Here is a 17,765-nt window from a genome sequence, read left to right as displayed (position 1 = left end):
TCCTGGCTGGCTGCAAAGGTTTGCAGTGAAGAAACCACGATCGATCGCGGCGCGTCAACGACGGAAACAAAATCCGCGTGCCTTGCCCCATTTTGGCAGCATACGAACGCATGGTGCGTGCCCGTTCGAAACCTGGTCGTAATCTTCGAGCGTTGACACTGGAGCAACCGTTTGCATTAATTGGCGGCACCCACGTGACCGCAGCCACACCGGACGAAAGGGCCGCCGTGCCAGTCACCATCAGGGACGTCGCGCGGGCCTCCGGCGTGCACATCTCGACGGTATCCCGCACGTTCTCCGCGCCGCACCTGGTCAACCCGGAAACCCGGGTCCGGGTGCTGGCCTGCGCGGAGGACCTGGGCTACCGGCCCAACCGCGCCGCGCGGGCCCTGATCACCGGCCGCACCCACAACATCGGCCTGATCATCGCCGACATCGCCAACCCGTTCTTCCCGCCACTGATCAAGGCGGCGGAGGGGCAGGCCCGGCACCGCGACTACCACATCTTCGTCGCGGACACCAACGAGGACCCGATGGCCGAGGAGGAGCTGGTCCACGCCCTGGCCAAGCAGGTCGACGGGGTGCTGCTGTGCAGCCCCCGGATGAGCAACAGCCTCATCGAGCAGCTCAGCCGCGAGGTCCCGCTGGTGGTGATAAACCGCCAGGTGACCGGCCTGCCCTGCGTGGTGATGGACGTTGGTCAGGGCGCCCGCTCGGCGATCGAGCACCTCGCCGGCCTCGGCCACACCGCGATCGGCCTGCTCAGCGGGCCGCGCGGCTCGTGGACCAGCCGGGAGATCCGGCGGGCGGCCGCCGCCGCGGCCCGGGCCGGCGGTGCCGAGCTGACCGTCCTCGGGCCCAACCCGCCCACCGAGCACGGCGGCCTCGCGCTGGCCGAACACGTCCAGCGCAGCGGCGTCACCGCCGTGCTCGCCTACAACGACCTGATGGCGATCGGGCTGATCGAGGGCCTCGACGCCCTCGGCGTCCGGGTGCCACAGGACGTCAGCGTCGTCGGCATCGACGACATCGCCCTGAGCCGGCTCACCCGGCCCAAGTTGACGACGGTGGCCACGCCTACCGCGGCCGCCGGCCGGACGGCCGTCGACATGCTGCTGCAACAGGACACCGACGCGCCGCGGGGACCGCGGGGCGCCGGCAGGGGCACGGCAGTCGGCGCCCGTCGCACCACCGCACAGGTAATGCTCCAGACCGAGTTGGTCATCCGCGACTCCACCGGACCCGCTGCAGGGACCGGTAGCCCCGGTGCCGTCCGTGTCGGCCCGGATCCGCATCGCCCTGCGGACCCGGGCCGCCCGAGGGCGGCCACCGGTGGCGCTGTCGCCTCCTAACGCCAAGGAGTGAGCGCACATGCACCCCGCCACGCCCCCCACCGCCGGCGCACCCGCCGGGCGTTCCCACCGTACTCCCCGCCGTCGGCTGCTGCGCGGGCTCGTCGCCCTCGCCGTGGCCGCGCCGTTGGTCCTCGGCGCCGCCGCCTGCGGTGACGACGACTCCGCCGGCGACGACGGCAAGGTCAAGCTCTCCATCTTCTGGTGGGGCGGCGAGGCCCGCGCCAAGCTGACCGAGGACGCCCTCGCCCTCTACACCAAGAAGAACCCGAACGTCACGTTCGAGAAGACCTGGCAGGCCAACCAGGGCTACTTCGACAAGCTGGCCACCCTCACCGCCGGCGGCAACCCGCCGGACATCTTCCAGATCGACGACAACTACCTCGCCGAGTACGCGGCCCGCAACACCACGCTCGACCTGACCAGCTACTCCGACTCCGGCAAGCTCGACGTGTCGAAGTTCCCCAAGAGCCTCTGGCAGTACGGCGTGGTCGACGGCAAGCTCGCCGGCCTGGCCGCGGGCGAGAACACCCAGGGCCTGGTCTACAACAAGACCCTGCTCACCAAGAACGGCCTCCCGGAGCCGACCACCGGCATGACCTGGGAGGAGCACATCGCCTGGGCCGAGCAGGTGGCGAAGAAGACCAAGATCCCCGGCACCATGGACCCCAGCGCCGACTACAAGGCGTTCTGGGTGTGGCTGCGCCAGCAGGGCAAGGACATGTACAAGGGCACGGAGCTCGGCTTCACCGTCGAGGACGTCACCAAGTGGTTCGAGCTGTGGAAGGGCGCCCGCGACCGGGGCGCGACCCCGACCCCGGACGTGATCCACGAGGGCAACGCCACCGACATCACCAAGCAGCTCGTGGTCACCGGCAAGGCCGGCACCTCCTGGGTCTGGGTCAACCAGATGCCGGAGCTGAAGAAGAACACCAAGGACGAGCTGGGCGTGGTCGCCTACCCGGGTGACCCGAGCGCCCAGTGGGCCCGCGCCTCCATGTACTGGTCGGTGTTCAAGGGCAGCAAGCACAAGGACATCGCCGTCGACGTGCTCAACTTCCTCGCCAACGACCCGGAGGCCGTCAAGATCCTCGGCACCGACCGGGGACTGCCGTCCAACCTGGACCTGCGCCGCGTCGTCAGCGACGACACCACCGACCCCGCGATGAAGCAGTCGATCGCGGTGGAGACCGAGCTGGCCCAGAAGTTCGGCCAGTCGCCGCAGGTGCCGATCAAGGGCCACAGCAAGGTCCGCGCCGAGCTGATCAAGGCGGCCGAGGAGGCGCAGTACGGCCGGCTCGCCCCGGCCGCCGCGGCGGCCCTGTTCATGGACGCCTGCAAGTCCGCCATCGCCTGAACCGCCGCACACGCTCGGAAAGGAGCCGGCTCGTGGCCCTGACCACGGTGCCCGACCCGACCCGACGCGGCACCGGATCCGCCCGCGCCCACGCCCCCCACGGCGTGGCCGGGCGGATCCGGCAAAGCGAAGGTCTCGCGGGGTACGTCTTCCTCTCGCCCTGGCTCATCGGACTGATGGCCATCACGGCGATTCCCATGCTCTTGTCCCTCTACCTCAGCTTCACCAACTACGACATCCTCACCCCCTTCTCGGAGGTCGAGTGGGTGGGCTTCGCCAACTACGAGCGGATGTTCACCAGCGATCCCTCGTACTGGCACGCGGTGCGCGTCACCCTGACCTTCGCCCTGGTGGCGGTGCCGCTGAAGCTCGCCGCCGCGCTCGGCGTGGCGCTGCTGCTCAACCGGGCCTGGCGCGGGGTCGGGCTGTTCCGCAGCCTGTTCTACCTGCCGTCGCTGCTCGGCGGCAGCGTCGCGCTGGCCATCGTCTGGGTCAACATGTTCAACCGCGACGGCGCGTTCAACTCGATGCTGGCCCTGTTCGGCATCGAGGGCAAGCCCTGGGTCAACGACCCCGACTGGGCGCTGGAGACGCTGATGGTGCTCGCCATCTGGCAGTTCGGCGCGCCCATGGTGATCTTCCTGGCCGGGCTCAAGCAGGTGCCGACCGAGCTGTACGAGGCCGCGTCCGTGGACGGGGCCGGCAGGTGGCGGCAGTTCCGCGCCGTCACCCTGCCGATGCTCTCCCCGGTCATCTTCTTCAACCTGGTGCTGGAGACCATCAACGGCTTCCAGGGCTTCACCGCGGCCTTCGTGCTCAGCAACGGCACCGGCGGCCCGGTCGACTCCACCCTGATGTACACGCTGAACCTCTACATCAAGGGCTTCACCGACCTGGAGATGGGCTACGCCTCGGCGATGGCCTGGGTCTTCCTGATCGCCATCGGCGTCATCACGGCGGTCTTCTTCAGCACCGGACGGTTCTGGGTGCACTACTCCGACGGGGAGGACCGGTGACGACGGCTACCGCAGAAGCGCCGGTGACCGGGCCGCGCCGCCCGCGCGCCGGACGGGGGCAGGCCGTCCGCCTGCTCGTCCTGATCGCGATCGTGGTGGTCGTGCTCTACCCGCTGTTCTGGATGATCGGCACCTCGGTCAAGAGCCAGGAGGAGATCGTCAGCAACATCGGCCTGCTGCCGAAGGAGTTCACCCCCGGCAACTACGTCGACGGGTGGACCAACTTCGACCTCAGCTTCGGCCGCTTCTTCCTCAACAGCGCGATGGTCAGCCTGCTGACCGTCGTCGGCAACGCGGTCTCCTGCCTGCTCGCCGCGTACGCCTTCGCCCGCCTGCGGTTCCGGCTGCGCGGGATGTGGTTCGCGATCATGATCGGCACCCTGCTCCTGCCGGGGCACGTGCTGATCGTGCCGCAGTACATCCTGTTCCGCAGCCTCGGGCTGGTCGGCGGCGAATGGCCGTACCTGCCGCTGCTGATCCCGCAGTTCCTGGCGACCGAGGCGTTCTTCGTCTTCCTGATGGTGCAGTTCATGCGGGGCATCCCGCGTGAGCTGGACGAGGCCGCGAAGATCGACGGGGCCAGCGCGTTCGGCATCTTCCGGCACGTCATCCTGCCGCTGAGCCGCCCCGCGCTGGTCACCACCGCGATCTTCTCGTTCATCTGGACGTGGAACGACTTCTTCCGGCAGCTGGTCTTCCTGTCCAGCCTGGAGGACTACACGGTGCCGGTGGCGCTGACCCTGTTCATCGACTCGACCAGCCAGAGCGCGGTCGGCCCGATGTTCGCCATGTCGGTGCTGTCCCTGCTGCCGGTGTTCCTGTTCTTCCTGGCCTTCCAGCGGATGCTCGTCGAGGGCATCAACACCAGCGGCCTCAAGGGATGAACGCCGTGCCGCAGGACGTGCCGGCCCGCCGGGACTGGCGGGACGTGCTCCGCGACGCCGCCGACCTGGCCCTGGTCGGGTTCGCGCTGGTGGTGGGCGCGCTGCCGGTGGTCACCGCCGGCGCCGCGCTCGCCACCGCCAGCGCCGCCGTGCACGACCGGATCACCGACGGCGGCTGGCCCGACGCACGGACCACGCTGCGCCGGTACGTGCGGGGGTTGCCGGCCGGCGTGCCGGTCACCCTCGCCGTGCTGGCCGGCGCGGTCCTGCTCGGGGCGGACCTGGCCGCGCTGGCCACCGGCCGGGTTCCCGGCGGGGCGCCCGCGTTGCTGGTCACCGGCGTCGTCACGGCGGCCCTGGCCGGATACGCCGGTCTCGTCGTCGTCGAGGTCGGGCGAGCCGGCGGGCGGGGGTGGCGGGCCGCGGCCCGCGCCGCCGCCCGCGCCTGCCTGGCCCGCCCAGGCGGCTGGGCGGCGGCCAGCGGCGTGTGCTGTGTGGCCGGTGTCCTGACCGCGCTGGTCATCCCGGTCGCGCTGCCGATCCTCGCCGGGTACGCTCTGGCCGCCCTGCACGCGGTCGCCCGCCGCCCCGCCGTCGCCGTGGAGCCCTCGTGACCGACCAGCACCCCCGCCCCCGCACCGACGACGCGGGCCCCGGCAGCCCCGACGACCCCCGGCTGCGCGTCGGCGGCGTCGAGGTGGCCCGCTACGTGCTCGCCCCCGACCTCGACGCCACGCACGGCCCCCGCCCCTACCTGCACCCGGTGCGGACGCTGGGCGGGACGGTGGTGACCGACGAGCTGCCGGCCGACCACGTCTGGCACCTCGGGGCGTCCCTGGCCGTGCAGGACGTCGCCGGCACCAACCTGTGGGGCGGGCGCACCTACGTGCGCGACGCCGGCTACACCTGGCGCGACGACCACGGCCGGATCGTCCACACCGGATGGGACGAACGCGCCGACGACGTACTCGCCCACCGGCTCCAGTGGCGCGACCCGGCCGGCGCGGTGCTGCTCACCGAACGCCGCCACCTCGCCGCCGCCCCGGTGCCCGGCCACCCCGACGCCTGGCGGCTGGACCTGCGGTACGCCCTGACCGCCCCCGCCGACCGGGACGTCCCCCTCGGCAGCCCCGCCACCAACGGCCGCCCCGGCGGCGCCGGCTACGGCGGGTTCTTCTGGCGGGCGGTAGCCGCCGAGCCGCCGCACGCCTTCACCGCCTCCGCCGACGGGGAGGAGCACGTCAACGGCAGCGCCGAGCCGTGGGTCGCGCTGACCGGCACCGGGCCGGGCGGCGGCGCGTACACTCTGGTCTTCACGGGCCTGGGGCCCGGCGACCGGTGGTTCGTGCGCACGGCGATGTACCCGGGGGTCTGCGTGGCGTTCGCCTTCGAGACCCCGGCCGTGGTGCCGGCCGGCGGCAGCCGGCACGGGCGGCACGGCGTCGTCGTGGCCGACGGGGTCCTCGACCGCGACGCGGCCGCCGCCCTGGCCGCCACCGAAGCGGCGGTACGGGCGTGACGGGCGGGCCCGGCCCCGAGGTGGTCACCGTCGGCGAGACCATGGTGGTCATGTCGCCGACCGACGCCGCGCCGCTGGAGCGTGCCGACCGGCTCCGGCTCGGCGTCGGCGGCGCGGAGTCCAACCTGGCCATCGGCCTGGCCGGGCTCGGCCACCGGGTGGCCTGGGTCAGCCGGGTCGGCGACGACCCGTTCGGGCGGATGGTGCTGCGCGAGGTCGCCGGCGGGGGCGTCGACGTCGCCTCGGTCGCGCTCGACGCGCACGCGCCGACCGGCGTCTACTTCAAGGACCCCCGGCCGGAGGCCACCGGCGTGCACTACTACCGGGCCGGCTCGGCCGCGTCCCGGCTCGGCCCCGGGGCGCTGGACGACCCGCGCCTGGCCGGCGCGCGGCTGCTGCACCTGTCCGGCATCACCCCGGTGCTGTCGGAGTCCTGCCGTGCCCTCGTGGCGCACGCGGTCGACGACCGGCCGCTGCGCGGCGCGCTGGTCAGCTTCGACGTCAACCACCGGCCCCGGCTCTGGCCCGCCGACCGGGCCGCCGACGTGCTGCGCGACCTCGCCGACCGGGCCGACATCGTCCTCGTCGGGTTGGACGAGGCCGAGCGGCTGTGGGGGACCGCCGACCCGCAGGCGGTACGCCGGCTGCTGCCCCGCCCCGCGACGGTGGTCGTCAAGGACGGGGCCGTCGGCGCGACGGCGCTGCCGCGCACCGGGCCGGCGGTGTTCGTGCCGGCGCTGCGCGCGCCGGTGGTGGAACCGGTCGGGGCGGGGGACGCCTTCGCCGCCGGCTACCTCTCCGCCGTGCTGCGCGGGCTGGACCACGCCGCCGCGCTGCGTTGCGGCCACGTCGTCGCGGTCCGGGCCCTCGCAGTGCCCGGCGACTGCGCGCCCCCGCCCCGGCGGCGGGACCTCGACGGGGTCGTGGCCCTGACCGCCGACGGGTGGGCGGCGCTCGACCCGGTGGGGGCCGGCCTGCTCGACGGCCTGGCCGGCGCATCTGCCGACGGATCTGCCGGCGGCGACGGCCCGGCCGGCGACTTGGCCGGCGGCGACGATCTGGCCGGCGACCTGGCCGACGGCGGCGGGACGGCCGTCGCCGACGACGGGGGCGCACACGTGGGGACCGGCGCGGCCGGCCCCGGAAACGGAAGGGGCAGCCGGTGACGGCGCACGACTTCGCACCGATCTTCGCTGGCGCGCGGGTCATGGTGATCCTCCGCGACCTGCCGCCGCAGGAGACGGTCCGGCTCGCCAACCGGGCCTGGGACCTCGGCATCGACGTGGTGGAGGTGCCGGTACGCACCCCCGAGGCGGTGACCGCGCTGCGCGCGGCCGTGGAGGCGGGGCGGGAGCGGGACCGGATCGTCGGGGCGGGCACCGTGTTCACCCCGGCGCAGGTCCGGCAGTCCGCGTCGGCCGGCGCGGCGTTCACCGTCGCGCCCGGGCTCGACCTCGCGGTGGCCGACGTGGCCCTGACCTACGGGATCCCGCACCTGCCCGGGGTGGCCACCCCGACCGAGGCGCAGCGCGCCCGCGACCACGGGCTGACCTGGCTCAAGGCGTTCCCGGCGGTGAGCCTCGGGCCGCAGTGGTTCAAGGCCGTCGCCGGGCCGCTGCCCGAGTTGCGCTTCGTCGCCACCGGCGGCATCGACGCCGGCAACGCTGCCGACTTCCTGGCGGCCGGCGTCAAGGTGGTGGCGGTCGGGTCGGCCCTGTCCGATCCCGCCCAGATCGACCGCCTCGCGGAGCTGGCCCGGGGCGACCGGGCAGCCTGACCGACCGGCGTGGCGTGCGGCGGCCCTCGGCGGCGGCCCTTGGCGGCGGCCCTCGGCCGAGGCGGCCACCCTGACCGGGCGGGGCGGGCCGTGATGGCGGGCGGAGGCGGGTTGATGGCGGGCGGGGCCGGGTTGATCGACTCCATGCCGGCGACATTGCGGTATCCCGGCGAGTTGATCGCGCGATGTCGCCGACATGGCGGCCGGGCCTGAGCCCCGCCCCGGGCGCGGCGGGCCGGCCTGAGCCCTGCCCGGGGCACGGCGGGCCGGGCCGGGTCAGGCGGGGGCCGGGCCGGTGCTGTCCCGGCGGACCAGCTCCGCCGGCAGGGTCTCGACGCGGGGGCTCCCGCTGGTCGGGTCGAGGGCGAGGGCCATCGCCCGCACCCCCATCTCGACCAGGGGCAGCCGCACCGTGGTCAGCGTGGGGGTGACGTCGGCGGCGATCGGCATGTCGTCGAAGCCGAGGACGGAGACGTCCTCGGGCACCCGCACGCCGCGCGCCCGCAGCAGGGCGAGCGCGCCGACGGCCATCGAGTCGTTCAGCGCCACGATCGCGGTGGGCGCGGGGCTGGTGTCCAGCAGCTCGGCCGTGGCCCGGGCCCCGCCGTCGCGGTCGAAGTCGGCGTACCGGATGCGTTCGTCGGGCAGTTCGACGCCCTCCTCGGCGAGCGCCCGCCGCAGCCCGGTCAGCCGGTCGGTGATGGTGGTGAGCACCCGGGGGCCGGCGACCACGCCGACGCGCCGGTGCCCGAGGCGCAGCAGCTCCCGGCCGATCAGCTCGCCGCCGGTGGCGTTGGCCGGCATCACCGCGTCGCCGAAGTGGTCGTGCCGGCCGATCACCGCGACCCGACCGCCCGTCGCCTCGTACGCGGCGAGCTTCTCGTTGAGCATCGTGGTGAACGCGGCGTCGTGGTAGCCGGACCCGGCGAGCACGATCGCGGCCACCTGCTGGCCGCGCAGCAGCTCCACGTACTCCAGCTCGCGGACGGGGTCGCGGTAGCTGTTGCAGATGATCAGCAGGCGGCCCCGTTCGGTGGCGACCCGTTGCAGGCCCCGGGTCACCTCGGCGAAGTACGGGTCGGAGACGTCGTGGACGACGACGCCGACCACGCTGCGCTGCGGCCGGGCCAGCAGTTGGGCGTGCGCGTTCGGCACGTACCGCAGGTCGGCGACGGCGCGTAGCACGCGTTCGCGCAGCTCGTCGGCGACCGGCTTGCTGCTGCCGTTGATCACCCGTGACGCCGTGGCGGGGGAGACCCCCGCCCGCCGCGCGACATCGGCCAGCGTCGCCATCCGCCGCCCCTCATGGTCCGCCCGCGCGGCCGGACCCCGCGCGGTCGCGGACAGGTTACCGCAGTCGCAACGGAAAGCCCTTGCCCTGCGGGGCGGCGGCCCCCTACGCTCCCAGGAAAGCGCTTGCCTGGCGCGACGGCCGTCCCTGCCCGCCGGGCGGGTGCCGGCCGCCCGAAGAGAGGGAAGAGAATCATGAGCCGTAGGCCGATAGGGATCATCGTCAATGGCGTCACCGGCCGGATGGGCTACCGCCAGCACCTCGTCCGTTCGCTGCTCGCCATCCGCGAGGAGGGCGGGGTGCCGCTGGCCGACGGCACCCGCATCTGGCCCGAGCTGATCCTGGTGGGGCGTAACGAGAGCCGGCTGCGCGACATCGCCGAGCGGCACGGGCTCACCGACTGGACGACCGACCTCACCGCCGCGCTCGCCCGCGCCGACGTCGACGTCTACTTCGACGCCCAGCTCACCCAGCAGCGGGAGAAGGCCGTCCGCCAGGCCATCGACGCCGGCAAGCACATCTACACCGAGAAGCCCCTGGCCGAGGACAGCGCCGCCGCCGTCGAGCTGGCCCGCGCCGCCGACGCCGCCGGCATCCGCACCGGCGTGGTGCAGGACAAGCTGTTCCTGCCCGGCCTGCGCAAGCTCAAGCGCCTCATCGACGGCGGCTTCTTCGGCCGCATCCTCTCCGTGCGCGGCGAGTTCGGCTACTGGGTCTTCGAGGGCGACTGGCAGCCCGCCCAGCGCCCGTCCTGGAACTACCGCGCCGAGGACGGCGGCGGCATCGTGATGGACATGTTCCCGCACTGGCACTACGTGCTGGAGGAGCTGTTCGCCCCGGTCCGCGCCGTCACCTGCGTCAACGCCACGCACATCCCGCGCCGCGTCGACGAGGCCGGCCGCGCCTACCCGGCCACCGCCGACGACGCCGCGTACGGCATCTTCGAGCTCGAAGGCGGGATCATCGCCCAGCTCAACTCGTCGTGGGCCGTCCGGGTGCACCGCGACGAGCTGGTCGAGTTCCAGGTCGACGGCACCGAGGGCAGCGCCGTCGCCGGCCTGCGCAACTGCCGCGTGCAGCACCGCTCGGTCACCCCGAAGCCAGTGTGGAACCCGGACCTGCCCTCCGGGGAGAGCTTCCGGTCCCAGTGGAGCGAGGTGCCGGACAACGACGAGTTCGACAACGGCTTCAAGGTGCAGTGGGAGGCGTTCCTGCGGCACGTGGTGGCCGGCGAGCCGTTCCCGTGGGACTTCATGGCCGGCGCGCGCGGCGTGCAACTCGCCGAGCTGGGCCTGCGCTCCGCCCGCGAGCACCGCCGCCTCGAGATCCCGGAGCTGGGCCGATGAGCGGCGACGTCGTCCTGCCCGACGGCACCCGGCACCGGCTCACCGGCAGCGGCGCCTTTCCCCGCCCCGCCGCCCCGGCGACCTCCCGCATCGCGTACGCCGCCGCGCACGTGGTGGCCGACCCGCGCGCCGAGAACGTCCCCGGCGCCCCGGCCGCCGTCGACTGGGACCGCACCCTCGCCTTCCGGCGCCACCTGTGGTCGTACGGGCTCGGGGTCGCCGAGGCCATGGACACCGCGCAGCGCGGCATGGGCCTGGACTACCCGGCGACCCGCGAGCTGATCCGGCGCAGCGCCGCCGAGGCCCGCGCGGCCGGCGGCCGGATCGTCGCCGGGGTCGCCACCGACCAGCTCCCCGTCGGCCCGGCCAGCATCGCGCAGATCCGCGACGCCTACGCCGAGCAGCTCGCCGAGGTGCTCTCCGCCGGGGCCCGGCCGGTGCTGATGTGCAGCCGGCACCTCGCCGCCGCCGCCCGCGGCCCCGAGGACTACCAGCAGGTGTACGCCCACCTGCTGGCCGCCTCCGACCAGCCGGTGGTGCTGCACTGGCTCGGCGACATGTTCGACCCGGCGCTGACCGGCTACTGGGGCTCGGCCGACCTGGACCTCGCCGCCGACGCCGTGCTGGACCTGATCAAGGACCACGCCGAGAAGGTCGACGGGATCAAGGTTTCCCTGCTCGACGCCGACCGGGAGGTCGCCCTGCGCCGCCGGCTGCCCGCCGGGGTGCGCCTCTACACCGGCGACGACTTCCACTACCCGGAGCTGATCCGGGGCGACGAGGCGGGCCACTCCGACGCGCTGCTCGGGGTGTTCGCCGCCATCGCGCCGGCCGCCGCCGCCGCGCTGGCCGCCCTCGACGCCGGCGACCTCACGACGTACGACGAGGTCTTCGCCCCGACCGTGCCGCTGGCCCGGCACCTCTTCGCGGCCCCGACCTGGCACTACAAGACCGGCATCGTGTTCCTGGCCTGGCTGACCGGCCACCAGGACCACTTCACCATGGTCGGCGGCCAGCAGGCGGGCCGGTCGCCGGCCCACCTGGCCCGGCTGCTCGTCCTGGCCGACGCGGCCGGGCTGCTGCCCGACGCCGAGCTGGCCGCCGCGCGGGCCCGGGCCTACTTCACGGTCGCCGGGGTGCCCCAGTGACCGCCGTGGACGGGCCGGCGCTGGCCACGCCGGGCGGGCCGGCGGCGCGCACGGCCGACGGGCCGGCCGCGATCACCGTGGACGGCTCAGCGGGCGACCGGTTCGGCGGCCGGCTGGCCCGGTTCTCGTTCAACCAGGCCACCGCCACCGGCTGGGGCCTGGAGGAACTGGTCGCCGGCTGCGTGGCCGCCGGGGTGCCGGGCGTCGGGCTCTGGCGGGAGCCGGTGCAGGAGTACGGCGTCGAGCGGGCGGCGCGGCTGGTCCGCGAGGCGGGGCTGGCCGTCACGTCGCTGTGCCGGGGCGGGTTCTTCACCGCCGACGGCTGGCGCGACGAGAACCTGCGGGCGATCGAGGAGGCCGCCGTCCTCGGCACCCGCGAGCTGGTGCTGGTCTCCGGGGGCCTCCCGGCCGGCAGCCGCGACGTCGACGCCGCCCGCGAACGGGTCGCCGACGCGATCGGCGAGCTGGTGCCGCACGCCGAGGCGGCCGGGGTGCGGCTGGCCATCGAGCCGCTGCACCCGATGTTCTGCGCCGACCGGTGCGTGATCTCCACCCTCGGCCAGGCCCTCGACATCGCCGAGCGGTACGACCCGGGCGCGGTCGGGGTGGTGGTCGACACGTACCACCTGTGGTGGGACGACACCGTGTTCCGGCAGATCGCCCGCGCGGGGGACCGGATCGCCGCGTTCCAGGTGGCGGACTGGATCACCCCGCTGCCGGAGGGCGTGCTGCTGGGCCGGGCGCTGCCCGGCGAGGGCTGCATCGACATGCGCCGGTTCCGCGACGCGGTCGACGCGGCCGGCTACCGGGGGGCGATCGAGGTGGAGGTCTTCCACGCCGACCTCTGGGCCCGCCCCGGCCCGGAGATCCTCGCCGCCGCGATCACGGCCCACCTCACCCACGTGGCCTGACCAGCCGCACGCCCCGAGCCGGGCCCGGCTCGGGGCGTGCGGCTGGGCCGGAGCACCATGGGCGGTGGTGCGACGGGCAGGGGAGGCGGCCATGGTGCGGTGGAGCTGGTTCCGGGAGGCCGCCGGGCGGGTCCGGCAGGGCTGGCTGCCGGTGGTGGAGGGGACGGTAGCGGCCACGGTGGCCTGGGTGCTGGCCACCCGGCTGGTCGGGCACCCGCAGCCCTTCTTCGCCCCGGCCGCCGCGCTGATCGTCCTCGGGCAGGCCCGGGGGCAGCGGATGCGCCGGGCGGTGGAGGTGGTGCTCGGCGTCGCCGCCGGGGTGCTCGTCGCCGACGTCGTGGTGCAGGCCCTCGGGCCGCGCACCAGCTGGACGGTCTTCACGGTCATCCTGCTCACCATCGTGCTGGCTGTGGCGGTCGGTGCGAGCAGCGTCTCCGTGGTGCAGGCCGCTGTCTCCGCGCTCTATCTCGTGGTGGTCGCCCCGCCGACGGAGTCGCTGATCCCGTTCCGGTTCGTCGACGCGCTGATCGGCGGGGCGGTGGCCCTCGTGGCCAGCCAGCTCGTCGACGCCCGCCGCCCGCTCGCCCCGCTGGTCGCCGAGTTCCGGCAGACCTTCGAGGACCTCGCCGGGCTGTTGCGCGAGGTCGCCGACGCCCTCGACGGCCGCGACGAGCAGGCCGCCCTGGCCGCCCTGGACCGGGCGCGGGGCATGGACGCCGCCGTGGAGCGGCTGCGCGACGCCGTGCTCGCCGCCGGGGAGGCGCTGACCCTGCACGTACGCCGCCGCCGGCACCTGGGCCGGCTGCGTACCGTCGACGCGTCCATCGGGCAGATCGACTACGCCGTGCGTAACGTGCGGGTGCTGGCCCGGGCCGGGGTGACCCTCACCCGGCTGGCGACCCCCGTGCCGGCCGACCTCGGCGGGGCGGTCCGCTGCCTCGCCGACGCCGTGCAGGCGGCCGGGGAGGCGTTCGCCGCCGACCTCGACGGTCGCGATGCCGCCGCCGACGAGCACGCCGGCCGCGCCGAGACCGCCGCGCTGGACGCGGTCCGGGGCGCCGGGCGGCTCTTCGCCTCCGGCCAGCCGCTGCCGCTGGCGATGATCGTGGGTCAGGTGCGGGCCACCGCGATCGACCTGCTGCGCGGGGTCGGCGTGGACGACGACGCCGCCGTTCTCGGCCGGGTCGACGAGGCCCTCGGCCTGCCGGCCGTGTGACCCCGGCACCCGCCGCCTTCCGGTAGGGGGCCGGTCCGGATGACGGTAAGGGGCGGGGGTCATGATCGGTGCTGTCGCGCCAGGGTGTCCAATGGGCGGTCGACGCCCGTAGAACCGAGAGGAACTCGCCGTGAGCAGCACCGACGCACCGCCCGCCGAGCCGGAGGCCGGTCGGGCCGGCGCGCAACGGGCGGTACTGTCCGCCCGCAACGGCGTGGCGGCCGTGTTCGCCCTGAACGGGCTCGCGATCGCCACCTGGTTCGCCCGGGTGCCGGCGGCCCGGGAGGCGCTGGACCTCAGCGCCGGAGGGCTCGGCCTGCTGCTGCTGTCGATGTCGGTGGGCTCGCTGCTGGCCATGCCGACCGCCGGGCTGGTGGCCCAGCGCCTCGGCACCGCCCGCGCGGTGCTCCTCGGCACCGCGCTGGTCTCGGGCGGGTTGGCCGTCGCCGGCACGTCCGCCGGAGCCGCCGGGTTCCTGCCCGGGGCCGCCGTCGGCCTGTTCGCCTTCGGCTACGGCGCCGGCACCTGCGACGTGGCGATGAACATCGAGGGTACGACGGTCGAGCGGCGGCTGGGGCGTACCATCCTGCCCCGGTTCCACGCGGCCTGGAGCCTCGGGTCGGTGGCCGGGGCGGGGATCGGCGCCGGTGCCGCGCGGGTCGGGGTGCCCATCGCCGCGCACCTGAGCGTCCTCGCGGTGGTGGTGATGGTCGGCACGCTGCTCGGGGTCCGGACGTTCCTCCCCAGCGCCAGCACCGCACCGGCCGGCGGGGAGAGAGCCGCCGCCTCGGCCCGGCGCGCGTCGCTGCTCGCCGCCTGGCGGGAGCCGCGCACGCTGCTCATCGGCCTGCTGGTGCTGGTGATGGCGTTCACCGAGGGCAGCGCCAACGACTGGCTGGCCGTGGCCTTCGTCGATGGGTACGGGCTCAGCGAGGCGGCCGGCGCCGCCGTGTTCGGGGTGTTCGTGGTCGGCATGACCATCGGGCGTACCGCCGGAACGGTGGCGATCGACCGCTGGGGTCGGGTGCCGGTGCTGTTCGGCACCATCCTGCTCGCCGTTGTGGGTGCCGGTCTCGCGGTGCTGGCCGGCGGCGGGCCGGTGGCCATCGTCGGCGTCGCACTGTGGGGGCTGGGCGCGTCGCTCGGCTTCCCAGTGGGGCTCAGCGCCGCCGCCGACCAGGAGGACGGGGCGCCGGCCCGGGTCAGCGTCGTCGGGGTGATCGGCTACACGGCCTTCCTCGGCGGCCCGCCGCTACTCGGCCTGCTCGGCGATCACGTGGGCACCCTGCGGGCGCTGCTGTTGGTGCCGCTGCTCCTGGTGCCCGCCCTCGCCCTGGTCCCGGTGCTCCGGCCGCCGGCCGACACGCGCCACCGCCCGGCCTAGCCCCGACCCACGGGGCGACGTCCCGTGCCGACCGTCGACCCCCACTCCCGACCGCCGGCCACGGGCCCCGCCCACCGCCCACCGCCGGTCACGGGATCGGCCGTCGGAGCCGCTCGCTCCTCAGCCGCCCTCATTACGCAAGGTGACTCGCCGGCCGTCGTCGCTGCCGGAAGTCACCCACCCGTCGGGGCGCTTTGCTCTGCACCCACATACGCAGTGCTCGCGCAGCGTGACCGCGTCGGTGCGTCGCCATTCATTCGTGATCTCCTATTCAGCCAGCTCGACCGAGATGCTGCGTCGGTGGGTGCAGAGCAAAGGGCCGAATGTGAGTGGGAGGGGCGAAACTGGTGGTGACGGAGGGGTAGGCGGGTGCACGGGCGAGCGCGCCGGTGCGATGGTTGCGCAGAGTGGTCAGTCGGTGGCGGGCTTCGGGGCGCGTTGGCGGTCCGGGTCGCGGTGGCGGTCCGGGTCGCGGTGGCGGTCCGGGCGCAGCCAGACGCGCAGCGGACCGACCCGCCGGAAACCCGCCTCCTCGGCCGGCGGCAGGCCGCCGCCGGATTCGTAGCCGACCAGCGGCCGGCCCGGGCAGGCGGCCACGACGCCGCGCCACACCCCGGCGAGATCCCCGTCGGCGGCGAAGACGTTGGAGACCCCGACCGCCGGGCCGCAGTCGGTGAGCACGGCGCCTGCGGTGACCGCGCCGTCGCCCGCGCGCCGGGCGAGGATCGTCACCCGCGGGTCGGCCAGCAGCGCCGGCCGGTGCAGGGCCTCGCTGCCGGCTGCGGCGGACCAGGCGGCCAGCCCCCGCGCCGACGTGACCGGAGCCAGCGCTGTCGGGCCCGCCCCAGGCAGCGCGACGAGCGGCATGAGGGGCGGCGTGAGGGGCGACGCGACGAGCGCCGTCGCGGGCGGCCCGGCGGGCGGGCGGTGGATCCACTCGGCCGCGAAGAGCACCCGGAAGCCGTGCGGGGCGAGATCCAGGTCGGCGAAGCTGTCCTTCACCGACGCGCCGGGCCCGGCGTCGATCCGGGCCAGCAGTCGGGCGGCGTCCACGCCCGGGCGCAGCGTCACCGCGTCCGGATACCACGGTGGGGAACGGCGGGGCACCGTCCAGGCGTCCGTGTCGCGCGCCCCCGCGAGGCCGTGGGCCCGGCCGACCAGGTCGCACCAGTCGGCGTTGTCCCGCGCCGCCACCGCCCGCCACGCCACCACCGGGCGAGTGTACGGGGAGGCCCGGGCGGGGTCAGCTTCCTCTCATCCCGCGTCCAGCAGGCTGCCAGGCGGGGGTGGTCCACTGGAGCGTACGCCGAGGAGAGGAGCCGGGCATGGGCTGGTTCAGCCGCCGCCGACCCGCCGCCGACGGAACCCCGACGAAGCTCGACCGCGAGGCGACGCCGGACGACCTCGCCGCCCTGGAGGCGTTCGTCCGCAGCCGCCGGGGGGTGGAGTTCTATCTGGAACCGGAGACCACCGCGACCGACACCACGGTGATGGCGATCGCCCACGACGGTGAGTGGATCCGTCGGCGGACCGGGTCGCCGCGGGCCGCCGCGAAGATCGCCCAACGGCATGCCGTGCCGTTGTACGAGGCCGCGCGCACCGGATACCCGGAGCGCATGCGGGCCTGGAACCGGGCGCACCCGGAGCGCCGGGCGCACTGACCCGCCGGGCCGGCGCACTGACCCGCGTCGGCGCGCACCGGCCCGCCGCGACGGCCGGGGCACATCGCACCCCGGCCCACAGCACCTCGAGACCGGTCAGGTAGCCGCGGAGGCGCTCCTGGGACGCGCCGCCACCGAGGAAGACCTCGTCCAGGACGATCCGCGCCCCGGCGCCCGCCATCGCGGCGATGCCGACCAGCCAGGCGTGCTGCACGGCGAGGAAGTCCTCCCCGACGTCGACCTCGCCCCGCCGGCCGAAGCTCAGCCCGGCGGGGGAACCCAGCATGGCCGGCGGCAGCCGGTCGATCAGGTCGTCCACGCCGAAACTGATCCACGGGTGCGGCAGGACGCGCTGGAGGCACCGGACGATCGCGGACTTGCCCGAGCTGGAGCCGCCGTTGAGCACGATGACCTGCGTCGCCACCTGATCGGTTTCCCTTCGGGCAATTCCCGTCTCGCGCGAGCGGGTGATGATCGGAATCAGCCTAACCAATCCGCGGGTCGGTCGGCGGGAAAGTGCGCGGAGCGACCCGGAGCCATCGGCATACGACATTTGCTTGTGCCGCATCCGATTCCTTGAGCCATTGTCGTCACTCGATGTCGAGCGGGGTGGGAGTGGCCGGGAGCCCGGCGTTGACCGGCGGCGGTCGGGTGTGGCAGCATTCGCGGCCTGACGGCAGTGAAGGAAGCCGGTGCGATTCCGGCGCGGTCCCGCCACTGTCACCGGGGAGCGATCCCCCCTCGTGAGTCACGGCCGTGTGTCTGCGGTTGGAAGGCCGGGGGAGAGCGTCGATCCGGGAGCCAGGATACTTCGGCCGTCGGAGCGACCCCAGGGCGTGGACACCCGAGGAGGACCCGATGACGCACGGCGTCTCGCACATCGACGACCATCGTCGCCGCCTG

At 74.6% G+C, this 17,765-nt stretch carries 16 protein-coding genes, 1 pseudogene and 1 riboswitch; of the genes and pseudogenes, 14 read left to right on the top strand and 3 right to left on the bottom strand.

What is annotated here, in order from left to right; translation table 11 throughout:
• Window positions 1–227: 227 nt before the first annotated feature.
• From LPA42_RS23985 to LPA42_RS23950, 8 genes are all read left to right on the top strand, one after another.
• Window positions 228–1,352, top strand: coding sequence for a LacI family DNA-binding transcriptional regulator (locus LPA42_RS23985; RefSeq protein ID WP_077937788.1), 1,125 nt, complete (start codon window positions 228–230; stop codon window positions 1,350–1,352).
• Window positions 1,353–1,371: 19 nt separating this feature from the next.
• Window positions 1,372–2,709, top strand: a complete 1,338-nt coding sequence (locus tag LPA42_RS23980; RefSeq protein ID WP_077937789.1) for an ABC transporter substrate-binding protein — start codon at window positions 1,372–1,374, stop codon at window positions 2,707–2,709.
• 32 nt (window positions 2,710–2,741) lie between these two features.
• Window positions 2,742–3,725: a carbohydrate ABC transporter permease gene (locus LPA42_RS23975; RefSeq protein WP_043963403.1), complete on the top strand. Its 984-nt coding sequence runs from the start codon at window positions 2,742–2,744 to the stop codon at window positions 3,723–3,725.
• 122 nt (window positions 3,726–3,847) lie between these two features.
• Entirely contained in the window at window positions 3,848–4,609 is a 762-nt protein-coding gene (locus LPA42_RS23970; protein ID WP_228986886.1) for a carbohydrate ABC transporter permease, read from the top strand.
• Complete coding sequence (locus LPA42_RS23965; RefSeq protein WP_077937790.1) at window positions 4,606–5,223, top strand: hypothetical protein; 618 nt, start codon at window positions 4,606–4,608, stop codon at window positions 5,221–5,223. Before LPA42_RS23970 ends, LPA42_RS23965 begins: the two co-directional genes overlap by 4 nt.
• Window positions 5,220–6,128, top strand: coding sequence for a PmoA family protein (locus LPA42_RS23960; RefSeq protein WP_228986877.1), 909 nt, complete (start codon window positions 5,220–5,222; stop codon window positions 6,126–6,128). The genes LPA42_RS23965 and LPA42_RS23960 overlap by 4 nt, the downstream gene beginning before the upstream one ends.
• Window positions 6,125–7,294 (top strand): sugar kinase, encoded by a 1,170-nt coding sequence (locus LPA42_RS23955; protein WP_228986876.1) that lies wholly within the window; start codon window positions 6,125–6,127, stop codon window positions 7,292–7,294. Before LPA42_RS23960 ends, LPA42_RS23955 begins: the two co-directional genes overlap by 4 nt.
• Window positions 7,291–7,905 (top strand): bifunctional 4-hydroxy-2-oxoglutarate aldolase/2-dehydro-3-deoxy-phosphogluconate aldolase, encoded by a 615-nt coding sequence (locus LPA42_RS23950; RefSeq protein ID WP_176734152.1) that lies wholly within the window; start codon window positions 7,291–7,293, stop codon window positions 7,903–7,905. The genes LPA42_RS23955 and LPA42_RS23950 overlap by 4 nt, the downstream gene beginning before the upstream one ends.
• Window positions 7,906–8,181: 276 nt before the next feature.
• Here LPA42_RS23950 and LPA42_RS23945 read toward each other — a convergent pair whose 3' ends face one another.
• Complete coding sequence (locus LPA42_RS23945) at window positions 8,182–9,198, bottom strand: LacI family DNA-binding transcriptional regulator (protein ID WP_077937794.1); 1,017 nt, start codon at window positions 9,196–9,198, stop codon at window positions 8,182–8,184.
• A 192-nt stretch (window positions 9,199–9,390) separates the two neighbouring features.
• Between LPA42_RS23945 and LPA42_RS23940 the strand changes: the two genes are divergently transcribed.
• The 5 genes from LPA42_RS23940 to LPA42_RS23920 all read left to right on the top strand — a co-directional run bounded on the left by LPA42_RS23940 (window position 9,391) and on the right by LPA42_RS23920 (window position 15,201).
• A complete protein-coding gene (locus LPA42_RS23940; protein WP_077937795.1) occupies window positions 9,391–10,542 on the top strand; it encodes a Gfo/Idh/MocA family protein in 1,152 nt (383 codons plus the stop codon).
• Window positions 10,539–11,690, top strand: coding sequence for a dihydrodipicolinate synthase family protein (locus LPA42_RS23935; RefSeq protein ID WP_077937796.1), 1,152 nt, complete (start codon window positions 10,539–10,541; stop codon window positions 11,688–11,690). Before LPA42_RS23940 ends, LPA42_RS23935 begins: the two co-directional genes overlap by 4 nt.
• A 113-nt stretch (window positions 11,691–11,803) precedes the next feature.
• A complete protein-coding gene (locus tag LPA42_RS23930) occupies window positions 11,804–12,601 on the top strand; it encodes a sugar phosphate isomerase/epimerase (protein WP_077937801.1) in 798 nt (265 codons plus the stop codon).
• A gap of 67 nt (window positions 12,602–12,668) precedes the next feature.
• A complete protein-coding gene (locus LPA42_RS23925) occupies window positions 12,669–13,817 on the top strand; it encodes an aromatic acid exporter family protein (protein WP_228986875.1) in 1,149 nt (382 codons plus the stop codon).
• A gap of 130 nt (window positions 13,818–13,947) precedes the next feature.
• Entirely contained in the window at window positions 13,948–15,201 is a 1,254-nt protein-coding gene (locus tag LPA42_RS23920; protein ID WP_077937798.1) for an MFS transporter, read from the top strand.
• Between the two features lie 411 nt (window positions 15,202–15,612).
• On the opposite strand, the gene LPA42_RS23915 is transcribed toward LPA42_RS23920, so the two are convergent.
• Window positions 15,613–16,413 (bottom strand): hypothetical protein, encoded by an 801-nt coding sequence (locus LPA42_RS23915; RefSeq protein ID WP_228986874.1) that lies wholly within the window; start codon window positions 16,411–16,413, stop codon window positions 15,613–15,615.
• Between the two features lie 113 nt (window positions 16,414–16,526).
• On the opposite strand from LPA42_RS23915, the gene LPA42_RS23910 reads away from it, so the two are divergent.
• The gene (locus LPA42_RS23910; protein ID WP_043963412.1) at window positions 16,527–16,862 is read left to right on the top strand and encodes a hypothetical protein; all 336 of its coding nucleotides are present in this window, start codon (window positions 16,527–16,529) and stop codon (window positions 16,860–16,862) included.
• 49 nt (window positions 16,863–16,911) lie between these two features.
• Here the strand turns inward: LPA42_RS23910 and LPA42_RS23905 are convergent.
• Window positions 16,912–17,415 (bottom strand): annotated as a pseudogene (locus LPA42_RS23905) (hypothetical protein); the annotation flags it as partial.
• Between the two features lie 129 nt (window positions 17,416–17,544).
• Window positions 17,545–17,674, top strand: a riboswitch (cobalamin riboswitch).
• Window positions 17,675–17,765 lie beyond the last annotated feature (91 nt).

The sequence above is a fragment of the Micromonospora sp. DH13 genome (genome assembly GCF_020873825.1).
Lineage (GTDB): Bacteria > Actinomycetota > Actinomycetes > Mycobacteriales > Micromonosporaceae > Micromonospora > Micromonospora haikouensis.
The sequence above is the reverse complement of the archived record's forward strand: the minus strand, read 5'-3'. Positions and strand labels throughout refer to the sequence as shown.

Coding starts and splice junctions, on each gene's coding strand:
- LPA42_RS23945 (WP_077937794.1), bottom strand. CDS start 9,198: ATGGCGACGCTGGCCGATGTCGCGCGGCGGGCGGGGGTCTCCCCCGCC.
- LPA42_RS23970 (WP_228986886.1), top strand. CDS start 3,848: ATGATCGGCACCTCGGTCAAGAGCCAGGAGGAGATCGTCAGCAACATC.
- LPA42_RS23965 (WP_077937790.1), top strand. CDS start 4,606: ATGAACGCCGTGCCGCAGGACGTGCCGGCCCGCCGGGACTGGCGGGAC.
- LPA42_RS23980 (WP_077937789.1), top strand. CDS start 1,372: ATGCACCCCGCCACGCCCCCCACCGCCGGCGCACCCGCCGGGCGTTCC.
- LPA42_RS23910 (WP_043963412.1), top strand. CDS start 16,527: ATGGGCTGGTTCAGCCGCCGCCGACCCGCCGCCGACGGAACCCCGACG.
- LPA42_RS23940 (WP_077937795.1), top strand. CDS start 9,391: ATGAGCCGTAGGCCGATAGGGATCATCGTCAATGGCGTCACCGGCCGG.
- LPA42_RS23935 (WP_077937796.1), top strand. CDS start 10,539: ATGAGCGGCGACGTCGTCCTGCCCGACGGCACCCGGCACCGGCTCACC.